The 22,139-nt window shown below is 56.7% G+C and carries 21 protein-coding genes and 2 pseudogenes; 15 read left to right on the top strand and 8 right to left on the bottom strand.

Annotated elements, in window-relative coordinates:
* Positions 1–84: 84 nt before the first annotated feature.
* Genes MHN28_RS23360 through MHN28_RS23325 form a run of 8 tightly spaced genes read left to right on the top strand, consistent with a single transcriptional unit; the run spans position 85 to position 7,766 of the window.
* Positions 85–483 carry a 5-carboxymethyl-2-hydroxymuconate Delta-isomerase gene (locus tag MHN28_RS23360; RefSeq protein WP_239345266.1) on the top strand — a complete coding sequence of 133 codons (399 nt, stop codon included), beginning with the start codon at positions 85–87 and terminating at the stop codon, positions 481–483.
* A gap of 3 nt (positions 484–486) precedes the next feature.
* Positions 487–1,998, top strand: a complete 1,512-nt coding sequence (gene hpaE / locus MHN28_RS23355) for a 5-carboxymethyl-2-hydroxymuconate semialdehyde dehydrogenase (RefSeq protein WP_239345265.1) — start codon at positions 487–489, stop codon at positions 1,996–1,998.
* A 56-nt stretch (positions 1,999–2,054) separates the two neighbouring features.
* Positions 2,055–2,909: a 3,4-dihydroxyphenylacetate 2,3-dioxygenase gene (hpaD, locus tag MHN28_RS23350; RefSeq protein WP_239345263.1), complete on the top strand. Its 855-nt coding sequence runs from the start codon at positions 2,055–2,057 to the stop codon at positions 2,907–2,909.
* A gap of 43 nt (positions 2,910–2,952) precedes the next feature.
* Positions 2,953–3,795 carry a 3,4-dihydroxyphenylacetate 2,3-dioxygenase gene (gene hpaD, locus MHN28_RS23345; RefSeq protein ID WP_239345261.1) on the top strand — a complete coding sequence of 281 codons (843 nt, stop codon included), beginning with the start codon at positions 2,953–2,955 and terminating at the stop codon, positions 3,793–3,795.
* A gap of 24 nt (positions 3,796–3,819) precedes the next feature.
* Positions 3,820–5,301 carry an NAD-dependent succinate-semialdehyde dehydrogenase gene (locus MHN28_RS23340; RefSeq protein ID WP_239345259.1) on the top strand — a complete coding sequence of 494 codons (1,482 nt, stop codon included), beginning with the start codon at positions 3,820–3,822 and terminating at the stop codon, positions 5,299–5,301.
* Positions 5,301–6,155 carry a fumarylacetoacetate hydrolase family protein gene (locus MHN28_RS23335; RefSeq protein ID WP_239345257.1) on the top strand — a complete coding sequence of 285 codons (855 nt, stop codon included), beginning with the start codon at positions 5,301–5,303 and terminating at the stop codon, positions 6,153–6,155. Before MHN28_RS23340 ends, MHN28_RS23335 begins: the two co-directional genes overlap by 1 nt.
* Positions 6,152–6,952, top strand: a complete 801-nt coding sequence (hpaH, locus tag MHN28_RS23330) for a 2-oxo-hept-4-ene-1,7-dioate hydratase (protein WP_239345255.1) — start codon at positions 6,152–6,154, stop codon at positions 6,950–6,952. The genes MHN28_RS23335 and hpaH overlap by 4 nt, the downstream gene beginning before the upstream one ends.
* A gap of 13 nt (positions 6,953–6,965) precedes the next feature.
* Positions 6,966–7,766 carry an aldolase/citrate lyase family protein gene (locus MHN28_RS23325; protein ID WP_239345254.1) on the top strand — a complete coding sequence of 267 codons (801 nt, stop codon included), beginning with the start codon at positions 6,966–6,968 and terminating at the stop codon, positions 7,764–7,766.
* Positions 7,767–7,906: 140 nt separating this feature from the next.
* Here MHN28_RS23325 and MHN28_RS23320 read toward each other — a convergent pair whose 3' ends face one another.
* The 4 genes from MHN28_RS23320 to MHN28_RS23305 form a co-directional block, all read right to left on the bottom strand.
* Entirely contained in the window at positions 7,907–8,569 is a 663-nt protein-coding gene (locus MHN28_RS23320; RefSeq protein WP_239345252.1) for a sensor histidine kinase KdpD, read from the bottom strand.
* 63 nt (positions 8,570–8,632) lie between these two features.
* Positions 8,633–9,157: a hypothetical protein gene (locus MHN28_RS23315; RefSeq protein ID WP_239345250.1), complete on the bottom strand. Its 525-nt coding sequence runs from the start codon at positions 9,155–9,157 to the stop codon at positions 8,633–8,635.
* Between the two features lies 1 nt (position 9,158).
* The gene (locus MHN28_RS23310) at positions 9,159–9,566 is read right to left on the bottom strand and encodes a winged helix-turn-helix domain-containing protein (protein WP_239345248.1); all 408 of its coding nucleotides are present in this window, start codon (positions 9,564–9,566) and stop codon (positions 9,159–9,161) included.
* Positions 9,506–9,679 (bottom strand): hypothetical protein, encoded by a 174-nt coding sequence (locus MHN28_RS23305; RefSeq protein WP_239345283.1) that lies wholly within the window; start codon positions 9,677–9,679, stop codon positions 9,506–9,508. Before MHN28_RS23305 ends, MHN28_RS23310 begins: the two co-directional genes overlap by 61 nt.
* On the opposite strand from MHN28_RS23305, the gene MHN28_RS23300 reads away from it, so the two are divergent.
* From MHN28_RS23300 to MHN28_RS23290, 3 genes and pseudogenes are all read left to right on the top strand, one after another.
* A complete protein-coding gene (locus MHN28_RS23300) occupies positions 9,615–10,331 on the top strand; it encodes an O-methyltransferase (RefSeq protein ID WP_239345289.1) in 717 nt (238 codons plus the stop codon). The genes MHN28_RS23305 and MHN28_RS23300 overlap by 65 nt on opposite strands.
* A gap of 138 nt (positions 10,332–10,469) precedes the next feature.
* A pseudogene (locus MHN28_RS23295) lies at positions 10,470–11,588 on the top strand (DUF3500 domain-containing protein).
* A complete protein-coding gene (locus MHN28_RS23290; protein ID WP_239345247.1) occupies positions 11,588–12,067 on the top strand; it encodes a hypothetical protein in 480 nt (159 codons plus the stop codon). Before MHN28_RS23295 ends, MHN28_RS23290 begins: the two are co-directional and overlap by 1 nt.
* A 184-nt stretch (positions 12,068–12,251) precedes the next feature.
* Here the strand turns inward: MHN28_RS23290 and MHN28_RS23285 are convergent, their stop codons facing one another.
* On the bottom strand, positions 12,252–14,231 hold the full coding sequence (locus MHN28_RS23285) for a bifunctional 2',3'-cyclic-nucleotide 2'-phosphodiesterase/3'-nucleotidase (RefSeq protein ID WP_239345245.1): 1,980 nt from the start codon (positions 14,229–14,231) through the stop codon (positions 12,252–12,254).
* A gap of 1,477 nt (positions 14,232–15,708) precedes the next feature.
* Between MHN28_RS23285 and MHN28_RS23275 the strand changes: the two are divergent.
* From MHN28_RS23275 to MHN28_RS23265, 3 genes and pseudogenes are all read left to right on the top strand, one after another.
* Positions 15,709–15,915, top strand: a pseudogene (locus tag MHN28_RS23275) (electron transfer flavoprotein subunit beta/FixA family protein); the annotation flags it as partial.
* The gene (locus MHN28_RS23270; protein WP_239344458.1) at positions 15,915–16,844 is read left to right on the top strand and encodes an electron transfer flavoprotein subunit alpha/FixB family protein; all 930 of its coding nucleotides are present in this window, start codon (positions 15,915–15,917) and stop codon (positions 16,842–16,844) included. The pseudogene MHN28_RS23275 and the gene MHN28_RS23270, both read left to right, overlap by 1 nt.
* A gap of 298 nt (positions 16,845–17,142) precedes the next feature.
* A complete protein-coding gene (locus MHN28_RS23265) occupies positions 17,143–17,832 on the top strand; it encodes an enoyl-CoA hydratase-related protein (protein WP_370645798.1) in 690 nt (229 codons plus the stop codon).
* A 991-nt stretch (positions 17,833–18,823) separates the two neighbouring features.
* On the opposite strand, the gene MHN28_RS23260 is transcribed toward MHN28_RS23265, so the two are convergent.
* The 3 genes from MHN28_RS23260 to MHN28_RS23250 all read right to left on the bottom strand — a co-directional run bounded on the left by MHN28_RS23260 (position 18,824) and on the right by MHN28_RS23250 (position 21,845).
* A complete protein-coding gene (locus MHN28_RS23260) occupies positions 18,824–20,020 on the bottom strand; it encodes a CaiB/BaiF CoA-transferase family protein (protein ID WP_239345241.1) in 1,197 nt (398 codons plus the stop codon).
* Positions 20,021–20,052: 32 nt separating this feature from the next.
* A complete protein-coding gene (locus MHN28_RS23255; protein WP_239345240.1) occupies positions 20,053–20,850 on the bottom strand; it encodes a phosphosulfolactate synthase in 798 nt (265 codons plus the stop codon).
* Between the two features lie 104 nt (positions 20,851–20,954).
* Positions 20,955–21,845 carry a LysR family transcriptional regulator gene (locus tag MHN28_RS23250; protein ID WP_239345238.1) on the bottom strand — a complete coding sequence of 297 codons (891 nt, stop codon included), beginning with the start codon at positions 21,843–21,845 and terminating at the stop codon, positions 20,955–20,957.
* 131 nt (positions 21,846–21,976) lie between these two features.
* On the opposite strand from MHN28_RS23250, the gene MHN28_RS23245 reads away from it, so the two are divergent.
* Positions 21,977–22,139: twin-arginine translocation signal domain-containing protein (locus tag MHN28_RS23245; protein ID WP_239345281.1), on the top strand; the 163-nt coding region annotated here is incomplete at its 3' end.

Raw genomic sequence — 22,139 nt, 5'->3', positions numbered from 1 at the left:
TCTGAAATTGCAAAGATTAACAAAGCAAGTACTTGACGGCGGCAATTCTAAATAGTAAACATGTTAACAAATAAAGGAGGACACATGCCACATTTTCACGTCGAATATTCCGGGAATCTGGAAGACAAGATCGACATGGCTGGCCTGTGTGAGTGTATCCGGGCAACGGCGGCTGATATCGACACCTTTCCAATGCCGGGAATTCGTGTCCGCGCCACGAAGGTCGATCACTACGCCATTGCGAACGGCAATCCCGCGCATGGGTTCATCGACATTTCGATCCGCCTGCGCGCCGGGCGGCCCGACGAGGTTAAACAGGACGCCACGGCCCGTATTTTTGACGCGGTCAAGGCGTATCTGGCACCGGCCTTACTACAGCATTCCATCGCGCTTTCGCTTGAGATGCGCGACATTGACCCGAACCTTTCGCCCAAGACCGGCACGATCCGGGACCATTTGGCTGCGAATACCCAGGAGACCTGATGCATGAGCGCACTGGATACAAACATCGATAAACTGGCGGGTTTCTTGGCGCGCTTTAAAGAGACAGGCATCAAGAACCGCATCGCCGGAGAGGATCGCGACGGGGCGGCAGGTGTGTTTCAGTCTACATCACCGGTCGACAAATCGATGATCTGCGACGTGGCGCATGGCACGGCAGACGACATCGACGCCGCTGCAAAGGCTGCCCACGCCGCCTTTGCCGAGTGGCGCGACATGCCCGCCGCCGAACGCCGTTGCATTCTGCTGAACGTCGCCGACGCCATTGAGGCACGCGCTGAAGAAATTGCCCTGTGCGAATGCTGGGATACCGGCCAAACCCTGCGCTTCATGTCCAAAGCCGCTCTGCGCGGGGCAGAGAACTTTCGCTATTTCGCTGATCAGGTGGTTCAGGCCCGGGACGGTCAACACCTGAAGTCACCCACGTTGATGAACATCACCACCCGCGTTCCGATTGGGCCGGTAGGCGTGATCACCCCGTGGAACACGCCGTTCATGCTGTCCACCTGGAAGATCGCCCCAGCGCTGGCGGCTGGTTGCACCGTGGTCCACAAACCAGCCGAAGACAGCCCTTTGACCGCCCGACTGTTGGTGGAAATCGCGGAAGAGGCCGGTTTGCCGAAAGGCGTATTGAACACCGTCAACGGATTTGGACCCGATGCGGGCAAGGCGTTGACCGAGCATCCGCTGATCAAGGCCATTGCTTTCGTCGGCGAAAGCCGGACCGGGTCGATCATCACCAAGCAGGGTGCCGATACACTCAAGAGGATGCATCTGGAACTGGGCGGCAAGAACCCGGTCATCGTATTCGATGACGCCGATCTGGACAGGGCGCTGGATGCGGTGATCTTCATGATCTACTCGATCAACGGCGAACGCTGCACGTCATCCTCGCGTCTGCTGGTGCAGGACACCATCAAGGAAGAGTTCGAAGCCAAGCTGGTCGAGCGTGTGAACAACATCAAGGTCGGCCACCCGCTGGACCCGGCGACCGAGATTGGCCCGTTGGTGACAGAAGAGCACTACAACAAGGTGACCAGCTATTTCGATATTGCCAAAGACGACGGCGCGACCGTCGCAGCTGGTGGCGTGAAACTTGGCGACGAAGGCTATTTCATCCGTCCGACGCTGTTCACCAACGCCAACAACGACATGCGCATCGCGCGCGAGGAGATCTTTGGCCCGGTCCTCACGTCGATCCCATTCTCGACCGAGGACGAAGCCCTGCAGATGGCCAATGACACCCCTTATGGTCTGACCGGATATGTCTGGACCAATGACCTGACTCGCGCCCTGCGCTTTACTGACAAGCTTGAGGCTGGGATGATCTGGGTGAACTCGGAAAACGTCCGTCACCTGCCAACCCCCTTTGGTGGCGTCAAAGCGTCCGGCATCGGGCGTGACGGCGGCGACTGGTCGTTCGAGTTCTACATGGAACAGAAACATGTGGGATTTGCCACCGGTCAGCACAAAATCATGCAGTTGGGCAAGCTGTAACAGTCTGCCCTAACGGAATCTGGAAACGCGCGCACCTTAACCTCCAGGAGGAGACAATGGGAGAAATCGTTCTCGCGGCCAAAATGACCCATGTGCCGACCATGCTAATGTCCGAGCAGGAAGGCCCGGTCAAAGGCGCGCGTCAAACCGCGATCGACGGGCACCGGGAAATCGCACGGCGCGCCAGGGAACTGGGTGCCGATACCGTGGTGATCTGCGACACGCATTGGGTTGTCAACGCGGGTTTCCACATCAACGCGAACAAGCATTTTGAGGGCTTGTTCACCTCGAATGAATTCCCGCAATTCATCAAGGACCTGCCGTACGAATACGATGGCGACTCGGCGCTTGGGGATGCCATAGCCGACATCGCCACGAAAAAGGGCGTGCACACGCTCAGCCATCAGGTGGACAGCCTTGAGCTGGAATACGGAACCCTTGTTCCTATGCGCTTCATGAGCCGCGAGGCAGACTTCAAAGTGGTTTCGATTGCCGCGTGGTGCACCGTTCACAGCCATGAAGAAAGCCGCCTTGTCGGCGAGGCCATCCGCGAAGCAGTGGAGGCCAGCGACCGCAAGGTTCTGCTGGTTGCGTCCGGATCGTTAAGCCACAAGATCTGGCCGAACAAGGATTATGCTGCAAACAATGGTACATTCACCATCAGTTCGGAATTCAACCGCCAGGTGGATCTGCATGTTCTGGACATGTGGCAAGCCGGAGACCACGCCACATTTCTGAATATGCTGGGCGAATACGCCAATTTCTGCTGTGGCGAAGGGTCGATGCATGACACCGCCATGCTCTACGGCGCTCTGGGATGGGAAAAGTATGATGCGAAATGCGAGGTTGTCACCGAGTATTTCCCATCATCGGGAACCGGGCAAACCAATGTGATTTTCCCGGTGGTCTGAACAGGCTGGCAGGCGCGCAACGCATTTTGGAGAGGAGACGATCATGGGAAAGATTGTACAGGCTGCGAAGATTACGCATGTGCCAAGTATCTGGATGTCCCACACCATGCCGAAATACAAAGGCATCCGCCAACCTGCCATCGATGGTTATGCGCGCCTGCGTCAGGATGCGATCGACCGCAAGGTCGACACCTTCGTCGTTTTCGACACCCACTGGATCACCAATCAGGGCTTTCACCTGAACACGAAAGAGCATCACAAGGGCCGATTCATCAGCCATGAGCTGCCGCACATGCTGGCGGATATGGAGTTCGACTATCGCGGTGATCACGTGCTGGGGGAAACCATCCTTGACGTTCTGAGAGAACGTGGAGAACGTGCTCTTGGCCATTCCCACCCCGACATGGGCATGGAATACGGCACCCTTCTGCCGATGCATTTCATCAATGACGGCGTCAATGCGCGTGTCCTGCCGGTTGCGGTTAACCAGTTCTCGTCCATTGCGGAGAACCGGGTTTGGGGCGAGGCCATTGCCGAAGGCATCCGGCGGTCCGGGCGCAACGTTTCGATTTTGGCCTCAGGCTCGCTCAGCCATGATTTTTCGCCCAACGAACGTTCGCAGGACGGGCTGAACTCGGTCAACGGTGAGTTTAACCGCCAGATGGATTTGCGCGTACTGGAACTTTGGGAACAGGGCCGTTTCGAAGAATTCCTCAAGCTTTTGCCTGACTATGCCAAGAAATGCGCGGGTGAATGCGCCATGAACGATACCGCCCTGCTGTTCGGTGCCCTCGGCTGGGGCAGCTATAAGGGTGAGATCGACATCTACACCCCTTACTTCGGAAGCTCCGGGACAGGTCAGGCCAACATCAGCTTTTCGGTCTGACACCGAATTACAGGAACCAACAGAATGACAGAACTGCGTCTGAACGACCCCTCTTTGCTGATCCAGGCGGCAAAAGTTGGTACGAAATGGGTTGGAATCGCCGATGCGGCGGACACAATCGACGTCACCAATCCCGCCACCGGTGAGCTTCTCGGCAAGGTCCCCAACCTTGGGGCGGCCGAAACTGCCGCTGCCATTGCGGATGCGCAAACCGCTCAGAAAGACTGGTCGGCCCGCACCGCGAAAGAGCGCAGCCAGATTCTGCGGCGCTGGTACGACCTGATGATGGAACATCAGGACGATCTGGGCGCAATCCTGACAGCCGAACAGGGCAAACCGCTGGCTGAGGCCAAAGGTGAGATTGCCTATGGCGCGTCCTTCATTGAATGGTTCGCTGAAGAAGCCCGCCGCGCCTATGGCGATGTGACGCCCGGCCACGCGCCGGACAAGCGGATCGTCACGATCAAGCAACCGATCGGTGTGGTCGCGGCGATCACACCGTGGAACTTCCCCAATGCCATGATCACCCGCAAAGCCGGTCCGGCCTTTGCCGCAGGCTGTTCCATGGTGCTGAAACCGGCCAGCCAGACGCCATTCTCGGCCATCGCGCTGGCAGAGCTGGCTGATCGGGCGGGTCTTCCGAACGGGTTGTTCTCGGTGCTGACCGGGTCCGCGCGCGGGATCGGGGGCGAGATGACATCCTCGAAGATCGTGCAAAAGCTGACTTTTACCGGCTCAACCGAGATCGGCGCGCTGCTCTATGCCCAATGTGCGCCCACGATCAAGAAACTGGGTCTGGAACTGGGCGGCAACGCGCCGTTCATTGTGTTCGACGATGCCGATCTGGATGCCGCCGTCGAAGGCGCAGTGATCGCCAAGTTCCGCAACAACGGCCAGACCTGCGTCTGCGCCAACCGCATATACGTTCAGGCCGGCGTCTATGACGCCTTTGCCGAAAAGCTGGCCGCAAAAGTCGCGACCCTGCCCACCGGCAACGGATTTGACGAAGGCATCATTTTTGGTCCCCTGATCGATCAGGCCGCTGTAGAAAAAGTGGCCGAGCATGTCGCCGACGCGACCGGGAAAGGTGCGACTGTAACGCTGGGCGGCAAGGCTCACGAATTGGGCGGTACCTTCTTTGAACCCACCATCCTGATCGGCGTCACAGCTGACATGGCCGTGGCCACCGAAGAGACCTTTGGACCCGTCGCGCCGCTGTTCAAATTCGACACAGAAAGCGAGGTTATCGCCGCGGCGAATGATACCGACTTTGGTCTGGCGTCCTATTTCTACTCTCGCGATCTGGCCCGTGTTTGGCGCGTTTCCGAGGCGTTGGAATATGGCATGGTCGGGATCAATACCGGCCTGATCTCGACCGCCGAAGCGCCGTTTGGCGGGGTTAAGATGTCCGGTCTGGGCCGCGAGGGTTCGCGCCACGGGCTCGATGACTTCATGGAACTTAAATACCTGTGCATGGGTGGCATTAACGCCGCCGAGGAGGCCTGATGCGTTTCGCAACTTACACCGCCAAAGGAGCGACCTATTTCGGTGCCATCACCGATGACGGCGCTATCGCACTGAACGACGCTTTCCCCGATCAGGCCAGTCTCTATGAGGTGATCGCTGCGGGTGCATTTGAAAAGCTCGCCGAGGCGGCAGCGGGCCGCGAAGTGACTCATGCGGAGTTCACCTATGAAATGGTGATGCCCGATGTCCGCCGCATCCTCTGCGTTGGCGTGAACTTTCCTGACCGTAATGCGGAATACAAGGATGGCAGCGCGCAGCCCGAATACATGTCGCTGTTCCCGCGCTTTGCGAGCGGATTCACTGGTCACAACCGCTCACTGATCCGTCCGCCGGAAAACCACACGCTCGACTACGAGGGCGAGGTAGCCATCGTGATCGGCAAGGCCGGGCGCCGGATTTCGCAGGAAGACGCGTATGGCTACATTGCAGCGCTGACGCTATGCAACGAGGGTACGATCCGTGATTGGGTGCGGCACGCCAAATTCAATGTCACACAGGGCAAGAACTGGGACAACTCGGGCGCAATAGGCCCGTGGTTGGTGCCGTTCACTGACGCGGCGCAGCTGGATGATGCCCGCATTCAGACCCGTGTGAATGGAGAGCTGCGCCAGGACGACACGCTAAACCGCATGATGTTCCCGATCCGGTGCGAGATCGAGTATATCTCGACCTTTATGACCCTGCAGCCAGGTGACATCATCGTCACCGGAACGCCCACCGGGGCAGGGGCGCGGTTTGATCCCCCGAAATACCTGGCGCCGGGCGACGTGGTTGAGGTTTCGGTCGAAGGCATCGGCACGCTGCGCAACACGGTTGAGGACGAACAGGTATGACCCCCGAGGATCACAACCGCGCTGCCGCTGATCTGCTGCAGGCAGAGCGTACGCGCGAGCAGATTGGCCTGCTGACCTTGCGCCATCCCGAGATGGGGATGGATGATGCCTATGAGGTGCAGAACGCCATCTATCGCCAAAAACTGGCAGAGGGACGCAATGTGATCGGCTGGAAGATCGGGCTGACTTCGAAAGCGATGCAATATGCGCTGAACATTGACATCCCCGACAGCGGTATTCTGTTTGATGACATGGTGTTCGACAATGGCGCTACGGTGCCCGCAGGTCGGTTCATCCAGCCCCGGATCGAGGCGGAAATCGCGTTCGTCATGAAATCCGCAGTGGGCGGCGAGCAGGTAACCCGCGACAATATCATTGCGGCCACGGATTACGTCGCCCCGTCGATTGAGATCCTCGACACGCGCATTCAGCGGGTGGACCCCGAAACCGGTAAGGCCCGCACAGTTTTTGATACGATCAGCGATAACGCCGCCAATGCCGGCATTGTTCTGGGCAACGACCGGCACGCAGTCGAAGCATGTGATCTGCGGTGGGTCGGCGCACTGACCTTCCGCAACGGCGAGATCGAAGAAACGGGGCTGGGCGCGGGTGTCCTGAATGACCCGGTCGAAAGCTTGGTCTGGCTGGCCCGCCGTATGGCGCAATACGGCCAAAGCATCGAACCCGGTCAGGTGATCCTGTCGGGCAGCTTTATCCGCCCCGTCGAATGCCCCTCGGGCACGGAAATCCACGCGGATTTCGGCCCTTTCGGATCAGTCGATATCAATTTTGCCTGAAGGAGCGCCCTGGATGCCTGCGCCAAAGAATACGTTCAAAGCCGCTCTGGCTGCCGGACAACCACAGGTCGGTTGTTGGGTCGGCATGGCCGACGCCTACGCCGCCGAAATCGCCGCGACCGCGCGGTTCGGCTGGTTGTTGGTTGACGGGGAACATGCGCCAAATGATCTGCGCTCGGTGCTGGAACAGGTGCGGGTGATCGAGGGATCGGGCAGCGCACCCGTCGCGCGCCTGCCCGTGGGCGAGACCTGGATGATCAAGCAGTATCTGGATGCCGGCGTTCAGAACATTCTGGTGCCGATGGTCGAAAGTGGTGCGCAGGCGCGGGATCTGGTGCGCGCGGTACGATACCCGCCTCATGGAGTGCGCGGCGTCGGTTCAGCGCTTGCGCGCGCTTCGCGCTTTGGAGCGATCCCGGATTATCTGGCAACTGCGGATGATCAGATCTGCTTGCTGGTACAGGTCGAAAACCGCGCCGGGCTTGAGGCGTTGGATGACATTCTGGCCACCGATGTGGATGGTGTTTTTGTCGGCCCTTCGGATCTGGCCGCCGATATGGGGCATATCGGTAACGCGGGCCACCCCGAAGTGGTCGAGGCAGTTCTGGACGCCATCACCCGCATCGTGGCGGCGGGCAAGGCGGCAGGTATCCTGACGCTTGACCCTGAGATGCAGCGTAAATGCCTGGATCTGGGCGTTACCTTTCTGGCCACCAATATCGACGTTACGCTGTTCGCCAAAGCTGTTCGCGATGCAGCGGATGCCAGTTTGCGCTTGGTGTCAGATCGAGTAGCCGAATGCAGCCCGGTGTAAACACTAACCAAGGCTAGCATTCCCTTTCGCGACACCAGAAACTCAAGGAATTCCCCTGATTTTGAACAGTTCAGCATCGCCGCCCAACGCGACTAATTCTGTACGTAAGACAGTTGTACATTGAGTGCTTATGCTCCTTTTCAGAGAAATGGGAAAACGACTCTAAACGTGGATTGCCGCGAATTTAAAATTTGCAATGTCGCTCCATGTGCTTTGGCGATCTGCGCCACCAAGGACAGGCCCAGCCCGGAACCTTGGGTGTTCTGATGATCAGCGCCGCGAAAAAATGGTTCGAATACCTTGTGTTGCTCATCAGTAGGAACGCCCGGACCTTGATCAGCGACATCAAGCTGCACTGCGTTCCCGGTGTGGCAAACGGAAACCTCAAATGGCGAGGCACCGTGTTTCCGTGCATTGTCCATTAAGTTTCGTATGAGGTGCTGAAGCACTCTGCGGTCTCCCGACACTTCCACATGTTCTCCGGTAACTTTGCTCCCCTCAACTCGGTCAGCCTCGTCAGTGGCAAGTGCGAACAAGTCCACGGTTTCATAGCTGAGTTCAACAGCACCCGTGTCGAAACGGGTCATGGTGATCAGGTCGTCGATCAGGGCGTTCAGCTCGCCAATATCCTGCCGAAGACCAGCGCGCCTTTCAGGGGAATCTCTTGTGTCCAACAGCTCGATCCCCATCCTTATGCGTGCCAGTGGCGTACGCAGCTCGTGAGAGGCATTGGCGAGCAGCATACGCTGGCGGTTTAGCAGATCTTCGATGGTTACTGTTGAGGCGTTGAAACTGTCCGCCAACTTGGCAATTTCATCTTCCCCTCAATTGCAACCCGCCTGGGCAGATCACCGGCGCCAATGACCTCAACGTCCTGTTGCAAGCGTTCCAGCCGACGGGTGATGCGCCGGATCAAGGGACACATAAGGCATTGGACCAGCAGTATCAGAAGCCCCAAAAATCATGGTTACAGCTAAGCCGTCATCAGCAAGACCAAGATGGGTGAGGTCAGCGATAACGAAACGCCCGTCGGCCAAGCGGGCAATCCAGTGGGTGCCGTCGATCAGCTCCTCGCACTGGCCTTCGGTCGCGGGTTTCGATGAAAGCGCTACAGGAAATCCACTGGTTCCAATCAGGCGGCCGTCCGGGGTGTAGACGGTCGGGTCTATTGATAGGCCATCCGCAATCCGGTCTATCGCCGCCTGTTGTTCGGCAATCGGTGTCTCTGCATCGGGCAGCAGAAGTACAGAAACGTCAGCAGTCAGATCGTCCACCGCCGAATTGAAGCGCGCATCGAATACGCGGCTCCAAAAGAGTGTCACCAAAACCGCAAACAGGGTCAGTCCGGTGACCATCACCAGCGTTACCTGTATGAAAAGACGGCTTTTCATCTTAGTCCTGAGACTTGGCAAAGAGATAACCTGCACCACGTATGGTTATCAGCCGTTTGGGGTTCCTTGGGTCATCTTCGATGGCCGCGCGGATGCGCGAGACGTGAACATCAATTGATCGGTCAAAAGCCGCGAGGTCCGTACCCTGCAATTGGTTCATCAGGTGATCCCGGCTCAGGACACGACCAGCACCCGTTGCGAAGGCTGTAAGCAATTGGAACTGATAGCTGGTCAGATCGCACCGCTGCCCGGAAATCCGAGCCTCCATTGAATCCAGGTCTATGTCCAGCCGTCCGAACCGCATGAGTTGCGCCGATTGGTTGCGGGCACCACGGCGGATGATCGACTTTAGCCGGGCAAGCAATTCGCGCGGTTCAAACGGTTTGGGCAGATAGTCATCTGCACCCATTTCCAGCCCAGGATACGGTCCATCGGATTGCCGCGCGCGGTCAGCATGATGACCGGCAATGTTGTCTCATTGGGAATGCTGCGAAACACTTCCAGCCCGTCGATATCCGGCAAGCTCAGGTCAAGGATCAGTGCGTCGAACGGCCCTTTTTGGAAGAGCGTCCAGCCCTTCAGTGCCATTCCCGACCACAGACACGGTATAGCCGAAATCTTGCAAGTACTCGCCGACCCTGTCGGCAAGCCGGGTGTCATCATCGATCAGCAGATTGCGCTCTGCCATTGCTGCAGGTTCCTTTCTCCATCTTTTGGGCGCGAATTCGCAAAGCTGAAAAGGCTGTACTTGCCGCACTATGCACCTCTGCGCACGGTCCTCCCGGACGCGCGCACGACCTGCGCTTTGTACGATGCGCAGGTCTCGAAAACTCTTGATACCTTGCATCAAGACGCCCGGAATGACTGGTTGCCCATGCTAAAACACGCCCCCCAAGCGTTCTGGGGTCTGTTGCGCGGAAAAAGCATGATGGAGGCGCTCACACCGGAAATGCTGAAAGATGCCTTTATCCCGGTGTCGGCAGAGCAGGGCCGCTACCTGTACAGTTTGGCGGTGGCCGCGAATGCACAACACGTCGTGGAGTTTGGCAGCTCTTTCGGCATTGGCACGATTTATCTGGCCGCCGCTGCCAAAGATACAGGCGGTCATGTCATCACGACCGAGATCAAGCCCAGCAAATGCGATGCCACGTGCAAAAACCGGGCGCGATTGTAATTGGTGACAACATAAACCTATCGGATGGCAAAAAAAATTCTTTGCCCGCGTATCGGCCCCGAATTCGGGGTTCCTCACCACAACGCTGGATAGAAACACCTCATCCTCTGTCTTTACAGGCCAACAAGGAGAGCCTTCATGAAACGCATCCTGATCGTTGTGGGTATCATCGACTTGGCTGCCATCTTGCTTTTGGGCGGTGTCATTGGGGGCTTCTTCCTCAACCCGCGCCTGGTGACGGGACTGGCTTTTGGGGTCAATACAGCGCCTGTCGAGCTGCCCCTGCGCGAAAACTATGAAGATCGTACGCCAGATGCCAAAACCGCGGCCATTGTCTTTGCAGCAGATGCTTTTCTTGGCGCGCTCGACGCGATCCAACGGAATGCTGCCACTTACGCCTTCACCGACAATGAGCAGCGTTCGAAATGGTCGAATTTTCCCGAAAGTATGTTCCCGCGGGGCGGTCTGCGCATAGGCTCACTGTCCCGGGAGCAATACGCCCTGATGGACGCTCTGATTGCAGAAATCCTCAGCGCTGACGGCGCCCGCAATATTGAATACCAGCTTGCGGCAGAACGTACGTTCCCAACGGACGATCCGTTTGGAGAATACGGCGTCGACAAGTTCTATGTCGTCTTTCTTGGAGAACCTTCCGAGACGCAACCGTGGATGTTCCAGTTCGGCGGGCACCGCCTTGGGATCATTGTCACGGTTTAAGGGGCCGACGCAACCTTCTCGCCAATGCTCACTGGTGGCCAACCACTTTGTATCGACTACGAAGGCCAGCGGATGTTTATCATTCAGGATGAGGTTGACGCAGCGCAGGCCATGCTGGAAAGCCTGACCGAGGCGCAGAAGACGCAAGCGGTGCGGCGTGATGCGGCAATCAACTTGGTGCTGGGACCCGGCGAATTTGGAACTGTCGTTGCGCCTGAGGGTGTAAAGGGCAGCCATCTGTCGCCAGAGCAAAAGAACCTTCTCATCACCTTGGTTCAGACCCGCCTCGGTTTCATCAATGACGACAACTATGCGGCCAAAATGCAGACCGTCATGCAAGAGTTGAATGACACCTATTTTGGCAGGTGGGGGCCGCAGGATGCACCGGGCTTTGCTTACTATCGGATCACGGCGCCTTCGACGGTGATCGAATATGCTCCGCGGGACACGCTGGAAGAAACGCCAGAGCAAGAGCATGCGCACAGCATGTACCGAAACCCGTTCAACGCCTACGGCGCAGCGTGGATCGGAGCACGATGATGCGTTTTCTCCTGACGCTCATTTTTCTGGCGGAACCGCTTGCCGCTCATCCGCACAGCAAAGTCGAACAGCAAGTCATTCTTTCCATTGGCCTCGACCGTGTGGCCTTAAGTATCCGCATCGTGCCTTTGTATGAAGAGGGCGAGGAAGTTTTTGCCCATTTAGACTTGGATGGCAACGGAACTATCTCGGAAGCAGAGGCATTGAGTTTCGGAGGGGGGATGATCTCGGAGACTGACTTTGCCATTGATGGGTCCAAGACCGTATTCGAAAATTTGTCGGTAACGACACCGGATTCACATAGCGTCGCATCCGGCGAAGGGATGATCGAAGCGAAGGTCGACGCGCGGTTTCCCGAACTGCATAGCGCTGAGCACGGGATCAGCTTCTCGATCAGCTATGAAGAGCTATTACACGGTTGGTTCGTCCAGCCGTTCTTTTTTGGTGAAGTGCAGAAAGCCTTTCGCAAACAGGTATAGAGCGATCTGCACACGGGTTATGAGTGACAGTCAAGTTGTCTGGAAAATGATATCGCTGCCATGGCTGTCTTAGATGCGCTCAACACGAACGGCCGAAATTTGGGCCTGATACATACTCAGCGCAGACCCGCCACCGGAACAGTCAGGTGGCGGGCGAGATTATCGAAGACACTTATTGGTCGGCTCAGAGCTTGATGCGGAAAGCTGCGAAGCCGTTTGCGCCTTCTCCAGCATCCTCGATTGAGACCCCTTTGACGTCATCCATATAGTCCCGTGCTTTCGGGCCGGTTTCGAACAACACTGTCGTGCCCTCAAGCGGAGCAAACGACCAATTGGCATCTGCTTTTGGATCGATTGTGCCCTGCTCGACAATATAGCGCACGATGACGTCACGGTTGGTGTCCGGGGCCTCAAAGACGATCGTGTCACCCAGCGCGCCGGGGAACGAGCCGCCTCCTGATGCGCGGTAGTTGTTGGTTGCGATGATGAATTCCATGTCATCCGTGACGGGTTCGCCGTTGAAGGCAAGGTTCACGATCCGGGCCGCATCGGGATTTACCTCCTCACCTTTCGGGCCAAAGCGCGAAGGCTGGGACAGATCGATCTGATAGGTCACGCCGTCCATCACATCGAAATTGTAGGACGGGAAATCAGGGTTCAGCAGGGTCGTATCCTCTGAGCCTGCTTCGACCTGATTGAACATACCGGCGGATCGTTCCAACCAACCCCGCACCTGCGCGCCATTCACACGAACTGCACGTACAGTGTTTGGGTAGAGGTAAAGGTCGGCTACGTTCTTGATGGCAACATCGCCGACCGGAACATCGGTGTAGTATTCCGGGCCACCTCGACCGCCAGCCTTAAATGGTGCTGCTGCCGATAGTATTGGCAGACCTTCGTGTTCGGTGTCTTTCAGCATCTCTTCGACATACCATTTCTGGGCTATCGACACGATCTGGACAGACGGGTCATCTGCAACCAGCGCGAAGTAGCTGTGCAACGGGGCTGAAGTCTTGCCGACAGCACGACGGACGTATGCCAACGTTTCGTCGTGATCCTTCGCGACCGAGTCGAGAACCTTCTGATCGTCGCCGACCAAAGCAGTTACAGAACGGTCTTCGTTGCGTTTGGAAATGGGTCGTGCCTCGGACGTTGTTGTAACCACGCGCCATTCGTTTCCGTCCCGCTCCAGCAGCAGATCCAGCAGACCAAGGTGCGACCCCCAAAAGCCGCCCATGACGGCAGGTTTGCCCATCAGTGTGCCTTTTTCCACATCGATCCCGGGCCGGTCTGCAAAGGTCGGCGACGGGAAGACAAGGTGATTGTGACCCGTAACCAGCGCATCGATCCCATCGACACCAGCCAGAACGACCGAAGCGTTTTCCATACCCTCTTCATGATCGGCGGCACCAATCCCCGAATGTGACAGGGCGATGATCAGATCGCATCCCTTTTCCTTCATTTCGGGTACATAGGCTTGCGCCGTTTCGACGATGTCGCGGGTTTGAACGTTGCCGTCCAGATGTCGGCGGTCCCAGCTCATGATCTGCGGTGGCGTAAAGCCGATGACGCCGATTTTGATCGAATGTTTAGTTCCGTCGCCCAATTCGATTTCGCGGTCGAGAATGGCGTAGGGCTGCACAAGCGTCTTGTCGTCGCGAGGGGTCGCACCTTTTTCTTTTGCCACATTGGCCAGAACAACCGGGAAGTCCGCCCCGGCCAGCGCCTTGTCCAAGAATTCCAGGCCGTAGTTGAATTCGTGGTTCCCCAATGTAGCAGCATCGTAGCCGACCGTATTGAATGCGTTGATAATTGGGTGGCTGTCCCCTTCTTTCATACCCCGCTCATAGGCGATGTAGTCGCCCATCGGATTGCCCTGTAGAAAGTCACCATTGTCGACCAGAAGTGAGTTCGTCGCTTCGGAACGGATTTCATTGATGATCGACGCTGTGCGGGACAGGCCAACTGTGTCACGAGGTTTGTCCGCATAATAGTCATAGGGGAAGACGTGGACATGAATGTCCGTGGTTTCCAAGATCCGCAAATGCGCTTGATTGTTTGCCGCAGCAGCCGAGAAGGGGTGAAGTGTAATGGCCGCAGCACTGGCAGTTGTTGTGGCGAGAAACTGGCGACGAGAAATTTTGGAGCGGCTGGAGAATGACATAAGTCACCTTTCAGGTTTATGGGTTAACGCGCCTTTTGTGTGCTTTTCACAACAACTGTATGACATGGGTTGAAAACACACCTGACGCATTTTTTTGGCGGTAATGCCCCTTACCATATCCCAACTTCATGCGCCCTGATAGGCTCGGGGCTTGGGTGGTGGCGCCTTCCTGGTCCATCGTTTTTGCGCGGCATACTTGATCCGCCAAAGCGGTGTTGTTGAATTTGATTGTGCCTTCCGCCGCATTCTGTCCCCGCATTCGGCTGAGAGCCCTCGGGTGCATGCTTCGGCTCGTGATCAGCACCGCGGCTGCCAAGGCGATACTGGTTCGATGTGATCATCTCAACGGCATGGTTGACAGAAGTCAGCAACAGTCACGACCATGGCACCATCAAAACCACGTCCCTTCGGGACCTGGGATGCCCGCGATCAAACAGGCAACGGTCAGGGTGTAGCGAAGAGTTCAGGCCAATTTCGGCGCGGCCTCAGGTTGGAATACTGTGCCGTCGAGCCAAATCCGATGGAGTATGAATGCGATACAGCGCGCGAGAGCACCCATCGCGATTTTATGGCCACGGCGTTGCGCCAGATGAACTCCACATGTTCTCAGTCATGTAGGCCGTCCACGTTTCATCATGACCGTTGCTGACTGGCAGAACGCTCGCCTCAGGGTGGCGTCACCGGTCTTGTTGATGCCGCGAGCCACATCCCTCAGACTGGTTGTACAAGGGTGTAAGGCCAACCCTCTTCAAAGACCGAAAGCGCGTTGGATCATCTACGGCTTGCGGAAGGTCAATGCCACGACCACACCAATACCTGGCGTTGTCATTAAGAGACGGCAAACTGGATCGTCTTGCGCGAGTTGGCGCCGACCTTGAAGCCGAAGCTTCGCAGCAGTCCTCGCACCAAGCACAGCGCAGGTTACCTGAGGAGTGTAAGTTTACAGTGAACCGGGCGAAACAGCCGAGGAGAAGCTGACGCGCAATCGCTTCGGTATCCTGCCGATCCGATTTATTGGTATGGCCTGCAGAGCACCCTTCGCCTGGCGCGTACCCATGAGCACAGCATCCAAACCCGCTTCCATCAGGCCCCGGTGCAGGTTCCAGTCCGACTACAACCATACGCCTGTCCAGTTGCTCAGCCGGCTCGACAAACTTAGGGTTCACCCGCGACCTTGGCCTCCCTCACAATCTTGCCGCGCTCGCTGATCATGCAGTTCGCAGTTTTGGCGAGCGATACATCCAATCCAATAATCAGCCTCATCCCGTCGTCCCCTATGTGGGTTCAGTGCGGGAGGGGCGATAGCACAGCGCTGACCTAACAAGTGGTAAAGGCGACGTGTGACATACGTCCCGTTAGGGCATCTCATTGATTTACAGCCAAAACAGAATCGTAACTGGAAAACGAGGGCTGAGAGGAAGACTATTGGGCATCCGTCATAGTGCATTGCCGCACAGGCCAGTCCTTCAATCTGCCAAATCGTGATTTTTATGCGTCGCTGCCGAACATCATGAAGGCGAAGAAAAAGCCGCTGGATGAGAAAACTGCCGCCGATTATGGCGTCGACGTGACCCCTCGTCTGGAAGTCGTCAAAACCGAAGAGCCGCCGGCACGTGCCGCCGGTATCGTCGTAGGCTCGGTTGATGAGCTGGTCGAGAATCTCAAAGAAGCGGGGGCTGTGTAATGGCTGTTCTTCTTCTCGCAGAGGTTAACAACGGCGAACTGGCGCTGGACGCCACCGCCAAGGCTGTCACCGCCGCAAAGGCGCTGGGTGACGTGACCGTTCTGGCCGCGGGCGGGTCTGCCGCTGCTGCCGGTGAGGCCGCCGCCAAGATCGACGGTGTGTCCAAGGTTCTGGTTGCCGAAGATGCGTCGCTGGGCCATCGCCTGGCGGAATCGACCGCAGCCCTGATCGTGGGTCTGGCCGACGGCTACGAGCACATCGTGGCACCGGCGACCACCGACGCCAAGAACGTGATGCCCCGCGTTGCAGCCCTGCTGGACGCGATGGTGATCTCGGATGCCTCCGGCGTGGTTGACGGCTCGACGTTTGAGCGTCCGATCTATGCGGGCAACGCGATCCAGACCGTGAAATCGAACGACGCCAAGAAAGTCGTCACCTTCCGCACCGCGTCCTTTGACGCAGCGGGCGAAGGCGGCTCGGCCTCGGTTGAGACCATCTCGGTCGGCGACAACCCGGGTCTGTCCGAGTGGGTCGAGGACAAGGTTGCCGAAAGCGACCGCCCGGAACTGACCTCGGCAGGCGTTGTTGTCTCGGGCGGCCGTGGTGTCGGTTCCGAAGAGGACTTCAAACTGATCGAAACCCTGGCCGACAAGCTGGGTGCCGCCGTTGGAGCATCGCGCGCCGCCGTTGACTCAGGGTACGCCCCGAACGACTGGCAGGTGGGTCAGACCGGGAAGGTTGTTGCACCTGACCTCTATGTCGCCGTCGGCATCTCGGGCGCGATCCAGCACCTGGCTGGCATGAAGGACTCGAAGGTCATCGTCGCGATCAACAAAGACGAAGAGGCCCCGATCTTCCAGGTCGCCGACTTCGGTCTGGTTGCCGACCTTTTCCAGGCCGTGCCGGAACTGACCGAAAAACTCGGGTGAGGATAGCCACAAACCCAACCACTTTATCCTGCTACAGCCTCGAAAGAAGTCGGTAGATACTGCAAGACTAACCGACCGGGCGCGAAGCTGGGGTTGATTACGGTCTTCACACGTCTCTGGCTTGAGCGATGTCTCGCCACGCTTCACCCTGGCTCGGGATATTGGCTGGCGCAGGGAGTGCGTCGGAAGAAAGGAAAACCAGAGATTTTCAAGAAAGCCGCATTAGAGGCCGAATAGTCGTTGAAAGAAAGGGGGCGAATCAGCGCCTAACCATGGGCAATACGGACAGAAAAATGGCATCACACGCGAAATGTACTTGGCGTTGGTTTGTACTCTCAACGGTGCAGCCTCTGATCCGCAACTGCGCACGATCTGGCTGCACGGTGCAGGTGGCGTTTTTTCCAGTGCCATTGACCTTTTTCGCTTCAATGTACCCGAAGGAGAAGAACCCGCGCCCATTCAATTCGTGCGGGCGTTGGTCAATTTTCGAAAACCAATCGTGGCGCAGGTGGAAGGTCTGACGATTGGGATCGGGGCATCAATGCTCCTGCACTGCGATCTGATATACGCGGCCAGGGATGCCCGGTTCCGGATGCCGCTCGTCAATCTGTGGGTGGCGCCGGAAGCGGGCCCGTCCTATTTACTGGCGCGTGTGATGGGGGCTGCCAAGGTCGCCGAACTGATTTTGCCGGGTCGCACATTTTCAGCTCTGGAAGCCGACTCGCTGGGGACGGTCTCCAAGGTATTGCCACCATCAGAGGTGGCTTCCGTTACCGAGGCGGCCGCCATCGCCCTTTCCAAACAGCCGATCGCCGCGATGATGAAGTCACGTGCGTTGTTGCGGGACATTTCCGGCGAGACCCTTGATGCACGGATAGAACGGGAGCTTGAGTTGTATTACCAAAGCCTGCAAGGGCCAGAATTCGCGGAAGCATCCCATGCATTTACCGAAAAGCGGGAACCAGATTACTCAAAGACCACACTATAGCCGGTTCACTTCGACGTGCTGCATATCGACCTGAGTTATGCCTGCAGTGGAACTATTAAGCTAACGCGGCTGCCGGGGTGTTTTGAACCGACCCATGATCTTCGCGCATTTTCAGGTCGGCCTGCGCGAGACTTCGATGATGTTGTTCCGGCCTTAAAGCGCGGCGATCGGCGTTCGAAACAAAACTTCTGGTTGGCTTGCTGTAGCTGCGCAGCATGCACAGTGTCAGAACACTCGACAGGCCAAACCGATCAATCAATACGCGCAGAAAGCACCTTGCCGCCCTCGCGTTCCGACGTGGCTAGACCAGAATTTCGAGCGCAATCCCGCCCTCGTTGATTGCACCCCACAGCGACTGTCTCACGCCACGGAAGCCATCGTCACGATGGATTGGAGACCCGTCATGCGCTGACAGTCAAACTGGACCAGTCAGATGGGGCAAATCAGAAGAATGGATGAGACCTTTGTTCCAGTTAAAAGGCGTGGGTCTATCTCTTTAGAGTTGTTGTCGAATTTGGCTGTATTGGCCAACGTAAGGGGATAGTGGAACAGATTGCGACCTGAACCAACTGAGGGTTTGGCTCAACGGATCGGTCTGATCACGCGCCGCGTCTGTTGGTGATGCGGTGCGGCGCGAATACAGCAGGCATCAAGGCAATCATCAAATTGCTTTGTCGGTTGGAAGGTTGCATAGCGCTAACTGTTGTTGGTCGCACAACGTGTGGAATCTTCGCAATTGTCGTTTTGGCTGAACTGTGGGCTTTGCATAATTGAGCAATAGCAACGAGCTTAAACTCCGCTGAGCGTAATGCCTAACAAACTCGGTCAAAGAGACGCCATAGTAACAGCACCGCAAAATGCTGAAAGAAACATATCCCGATATGTCAACGCGAATTGCGCGCTCATCGGGTATGAGCCATCGGATGTGTTGAAGGTATTCCAAAACTGGCAATCGTCGTCTCAGGTTGCGCGGATGGACGCCTAGGATCGTTCAGGGAATTGCGCCATTTTTTCGAAGTTTCGCAATCTTGGATTCGCTGAATCCCGCAGAAGTCAGCACAGTCTGCGTATCGTCGCCAAGTCCGGGTGCGTCGCATGTTGGAGCGTGAGAGCAGGCCGATCCGATCCGAAAGGGCAGCGTGGGTACGGTGGTTCCGTCCGGTGTGGTTTGAAGATAGCCGCGCGCGGTGACCTGATGCATGTTCAGGCATTCTGGAAGCGTCCGAACCCTTGCCGCCGGTACCTTGTTCGCAAGCAACAGCGTCTCCCATTCTTGTGCGGTCTTGGTCAACAGGACTTCAACAAGCTCCTTTTCCAACTCCTTTGCGTTCACTTTTCGGCCTGCCCGGGTTTGAAAACGGGGGTCTTCCAGCCACTTGGATTTGCCCAAACTCTCGGCCAGGCGGTGAAACTGTGGTTCTTCGTTGGCGCCCAAGGCAAGTGTGCCTTCTTTGCAGGCAAAACTGCCCGCGCCCGGTGTGCGGCTGTTGGCGGCGTTGCCGCGCTGTTGCGGGACATTTCCGGTTGCCAGAAAGTCAACGATCGTCGAGGTCATCATGGTCAGGCCGGTTTCCAGCATCGAAACGTCAATGAAACTGCCTTTGCCGGTCTTTTCCCGCTGAAAAAGCGCCGTGCTGATGGCAAACCCGGCGGCCAAAGCCACTCCGTAATCCATGATCGGCGCGCCGGTCCGCAAGGGGCCGGTGTCTTTTGTCCCGGTCAGGGTCATGATCCCGCAGGCGGCCTGAATGTTCACGTCATATGCGGGCGCATTTTCCAACTCTCCGCCACGGCCGTACCCTGTCATGGCGCAGTGGATTAGGTGAGGGTGCCTGGCACGCAAGCAGTCTTCGTCCAAGCCAAAGCCGCGCATGGTGTCCGGAAGGTGGTTTTCGACAAGCACATCTGCATCCGCCAACAACGCATGCATCACTTCACGGCCGCCTTCGGTTGTCAGGTCCAACTCTATGGATTGTTTGCCAGATCCCTGTGCAAGGTAGGCGGTGCTCATGGCGTTGGCAGCGCGGTTGGCGTCGGTGCCGCCGCGGTGACGCATGGCATCTCCGCGGCCGATACTTTCAACCTTGATGACCGTCGCGCCCAACAACCCCAGGAAATAAGCACAGGCTGGCCCTGCCAGAACATGTGTGAAGTCGATGACTTTTATTCCTGACAAGGGTGTGGTCATGTTTGAACCTTTCGGTTTTTCCGACGGGATAGTTACATCAGCGACAAGGGCCCGGCAGAGCCGAGGCCCAGTCGAGTGGTTTCCGTTTCGATGACAACATCAGTTGTAACGTTGCCCAAATTGACGTCCGGGCCGAAGGTTTTGACAAGGAATTTTTTCCCGGCATAGATTTCGGGCGTGGTCGAGCCAACACGCGGCGTTGACAGTTCGAACATGCAGCGGCTGACATCGACGTTGTCCTGAAGAACCTTGATCAACTCTTCATTCGGTTTGCCGTCAAGCATCAGTTCCTGGCCTTCAATCATTGCGATTTCGGCACCCGAATCCAGTACTTCGTTGACTTCCCTGACCATTTCGGCGGGGTCTGAATTGTCGCGTTTGTCGCCGATCTCTCCAACCGGGGCCAGGCCGGCATCCTGAACCATCTTGATCAGCTTGTCGCGTGTGCCTTCGCCCAGATCGACAATGTTGTCGGAAATTTCGACCAGATCGAAACCGACCTCTTTGGCTTCTTTCAAATGTGCAGGCATGGCGTCCACGCCCATCGTGTGCAGGACATATTCCTGCATCTGACCGCCCAAAAAAGGGCGCACCTGATATTCCTGTAGCAATGCCAGCTTGGCGACCAGGTGTTCGCGGGGGAACAGGCGGGACGTACCGGTGGCGACCTTGAAAATATCCATGTAGGCACTGCCCAGTTCCAACAATCCACGCAGGCCTTCGATGGTGATTTGATAGTCTGTGACCATAGTCAGGCCAGTCTTGCGCGGCTTTTCCAGGCTGCGGCGGGTGTCTAGCGGGATGTTCGAAAAAGCGGTGGTCAGGGGCATGTCGTCTCCGATCTTGCTGCGATATGGAAAAACAGTACAAAGATCGAGATGCTCTGAAAATTCGAATTTATTTACCTATAATTCAAAAAAAATGTTCAACTTTTCTATTGGAGAAGTTCACGCGCAATCTGCCGCAAGTGTTCAGCAATTGGACCAATAAGGGGATGTTTCATCCTGCTGCGAGAAAGAAAAAGCCCAACTTTCAAATAGTTCCTGGGCCGCAGGGGTATCAACTTTAGCGACGCAGAAAAATTGCGTCCAAGAGAAACCCGTTCGGTTATTGTAAACCCTAAACCGTTCGCAACCATTTGGTGCGCGGCAGCCGATACTGAAACTTCGTGCCTCGCCTCAAGGCGGATATCTGACCGGACCATATTCGCCTCAACAAGCTGACGCAGCAAAGTGTTTTCGGTAAGCGCGATGTAGTTCAGGTCACGCAGTTCGCCCAGCGACAAGCTGCTTTGCTCTGCCAACGGATGTTGCACCGGCAATAAAACACAGAGTTCGGATTCACACAGAAGCTCGCTTTCATGCTCTTCCCAGTGAGCCGAAAGAGATCCAAGACCCAGGTGAAACTGATCTTGCGCAATGTAACTGCCAAAACTACGACGAGGCTGTACCTCAAGCCGCACGCTTGCTTTGGGATACTCGTTTGAAAGTCTTGTTATTGCCGGCAGCATTAGGCCCTGAACCATTCTTGGGTGACATACAAGGCGCAAAGGCAGCATTTGCCCATCGTGAGAGCGCTCAAGAAACTCAGGCAAATAGTCAATTCCCGCAAGAATGCGCAGCGCTTCGGGTAGAAGCTGTTCGCCCGCGGCAGTGGGGATCAACCGTTTCTTGACGCGTTCGAACAACGGTTGCCTCAATTCTTCTTCCAGAAGATGCAGCAATCGACTCACTGCGGGAGGGCTAAGATTCATGATTTCAGAGGCGCGAGCGAGAGTTCCGTGCTCCATGACAAGAACAAACACCCGTAGGCTTTTCAGATTCATGTTCGTCAGTTTTTTTTAATTACTCGTAAAATGTTTATAATTTTTCTCTTGGAGCACTTCAAGTATCTTCGAGTAATTGAAGAGGTCGGCATGGGATAGCCCGCCTCGGCAAATGCCAATGGGAGGACACCATGGAACGCAGATATTTTTTGAAGTTTAGCACAGCAGCCACAGCGGGATTGGCGCTTTCGGGCACCGCCGCTTTTGCGGAATGGAAGCCGCGGCGCCCTGTGAACATCATTCTGCCCTATAAGGCCGGTGGCGGCACCGACAGCTATGCGCGGGCGGTGGCGT

This window comes from Ruegeria sp. Ofav3-42 (genome assembly GCF_022347725.1).
Taxonomy (GTDB): Bacteria; Pseudomonadota; Alphaproteobacteria; order Rhodobacterales; family Rhodobacteraceae; genus Ruegeria.
The sequence above is the reverse complement of the archived record's forward strand: the minus strand, read 5'-3'. Positions and strand labels throughout refer to the sequence as shown.

Coding starts and splice junctions, on each gene's coding strand:
- MHN28_RS23360 (WP_239345266.1), top strand. CDS start 85: ATGCCACATTTTCACGTCGAATATTCCGGGAATCTGGAAGACAAGATC.
- hpaE (WP_239345265.1), top strand. CDS start 487: ATGAGCGCACTGGATACAAACATCGATAAACTGGCGGGTTTCTTGGCG.
- hpaD (WP_239345263.1), top strand. CDS start 2,055: ATGGGAGAAATCGTTCTCGCGGCCAAAATGACCCATGTGCCGACCATG.
- hpaD (WP_239345261.1), top strand. CDS start 2,953: ATGGGAAAGATTGTACAGGCTGCGAAGATTACGCATGTGCCAAGTATC.
- MHN28_RS23340 (WP_239345259.1), top strand. CDS start 3,820: ATGACAGAACTGCGTCTGAACGACCCCTCTTTGCTGATCCAGGCGGCA.
- MHN28_RS23335 (WP_239345257.1), top strand. CDS start 5,301: ATGCGTTTCGCAACTTACACCGCCAAAGGAGCGACCTATTTCGGTGCC.
- hpaH (WP_239345255.1), top strand. CDS start 6,152: ATGACCCCCGAGGATCACAACCGCGCTGCCGCTGATCTGCTGCAGGCA.
- MHN28_RS23325 (WP_239345254.1), top strand. CDS start 6,966: ATGCCTGCGCCAAAGAATACGTTCAAAGCCGCTCTGGCTGCCGGACAA.
- MHN28_RS23315 (WP_239345250.1), bottom strand. CDS start 9,157: ATGAAAAGCCGTCTTTTCATACAGGTAACGCTGGTGATGGTCACCGGA.
- MHN28_RS23310 (WP_239345248.1), bottom strand. CDS start 9,566: ATGGGTGCAGATGACTATCTGCCCAAACCGTTTGAACCGCGCGAATTG.
- MHN28_RS23300 (WP_239345289.1), top strand. CDS start 9,615: ATGACCGGCAATGTTGTCTCATTGGGAATGCTGCGAAACACTTCCAGC.
- MHN28_RS23290 (WP_239345247.1), top strand. CDS start 11,588: ATGCGTTTTCTCCTGACGCTCATTTTTCTGGCGGAACCGCTTGCCGCT.
- MHN28_RS23285 (WP_239345245.1), bottom strand. CDS start 14,231: ATGTCATTCTCCAGCCGCTCCAAAATTTCTCGTCGCCAGTTTCTCGCC.
- MHN28_RS23270 (WP_239344458.1), top strand. CDS start 15,915: ATGGCTGTTCTTCTTCTCGCAGAGGTTAACAACGGCGAACTGGCGCTG.
- MHN28_RS23260 (WP_239345241.1), bottom strand. CDS start 20,020: ATGACCACACCCTTGTCAGGAATAAAAGTCATCGACTTCACACATGTT.
- MHN28_RS23255 (WP_239345240.1), bottom strand. CDS start 20,850: ATGCCCCTGACCACCGCTTTTTCGAACATCCCGCTAGACACCCGCCGC.
- MHN28_RS23250 (WP_239345238.1), bottom strand. CDS start 21,845: ATGAATCTGAAAAGCCTACGGGTGTTTGTTCTTGTCATGGAGCACGGA.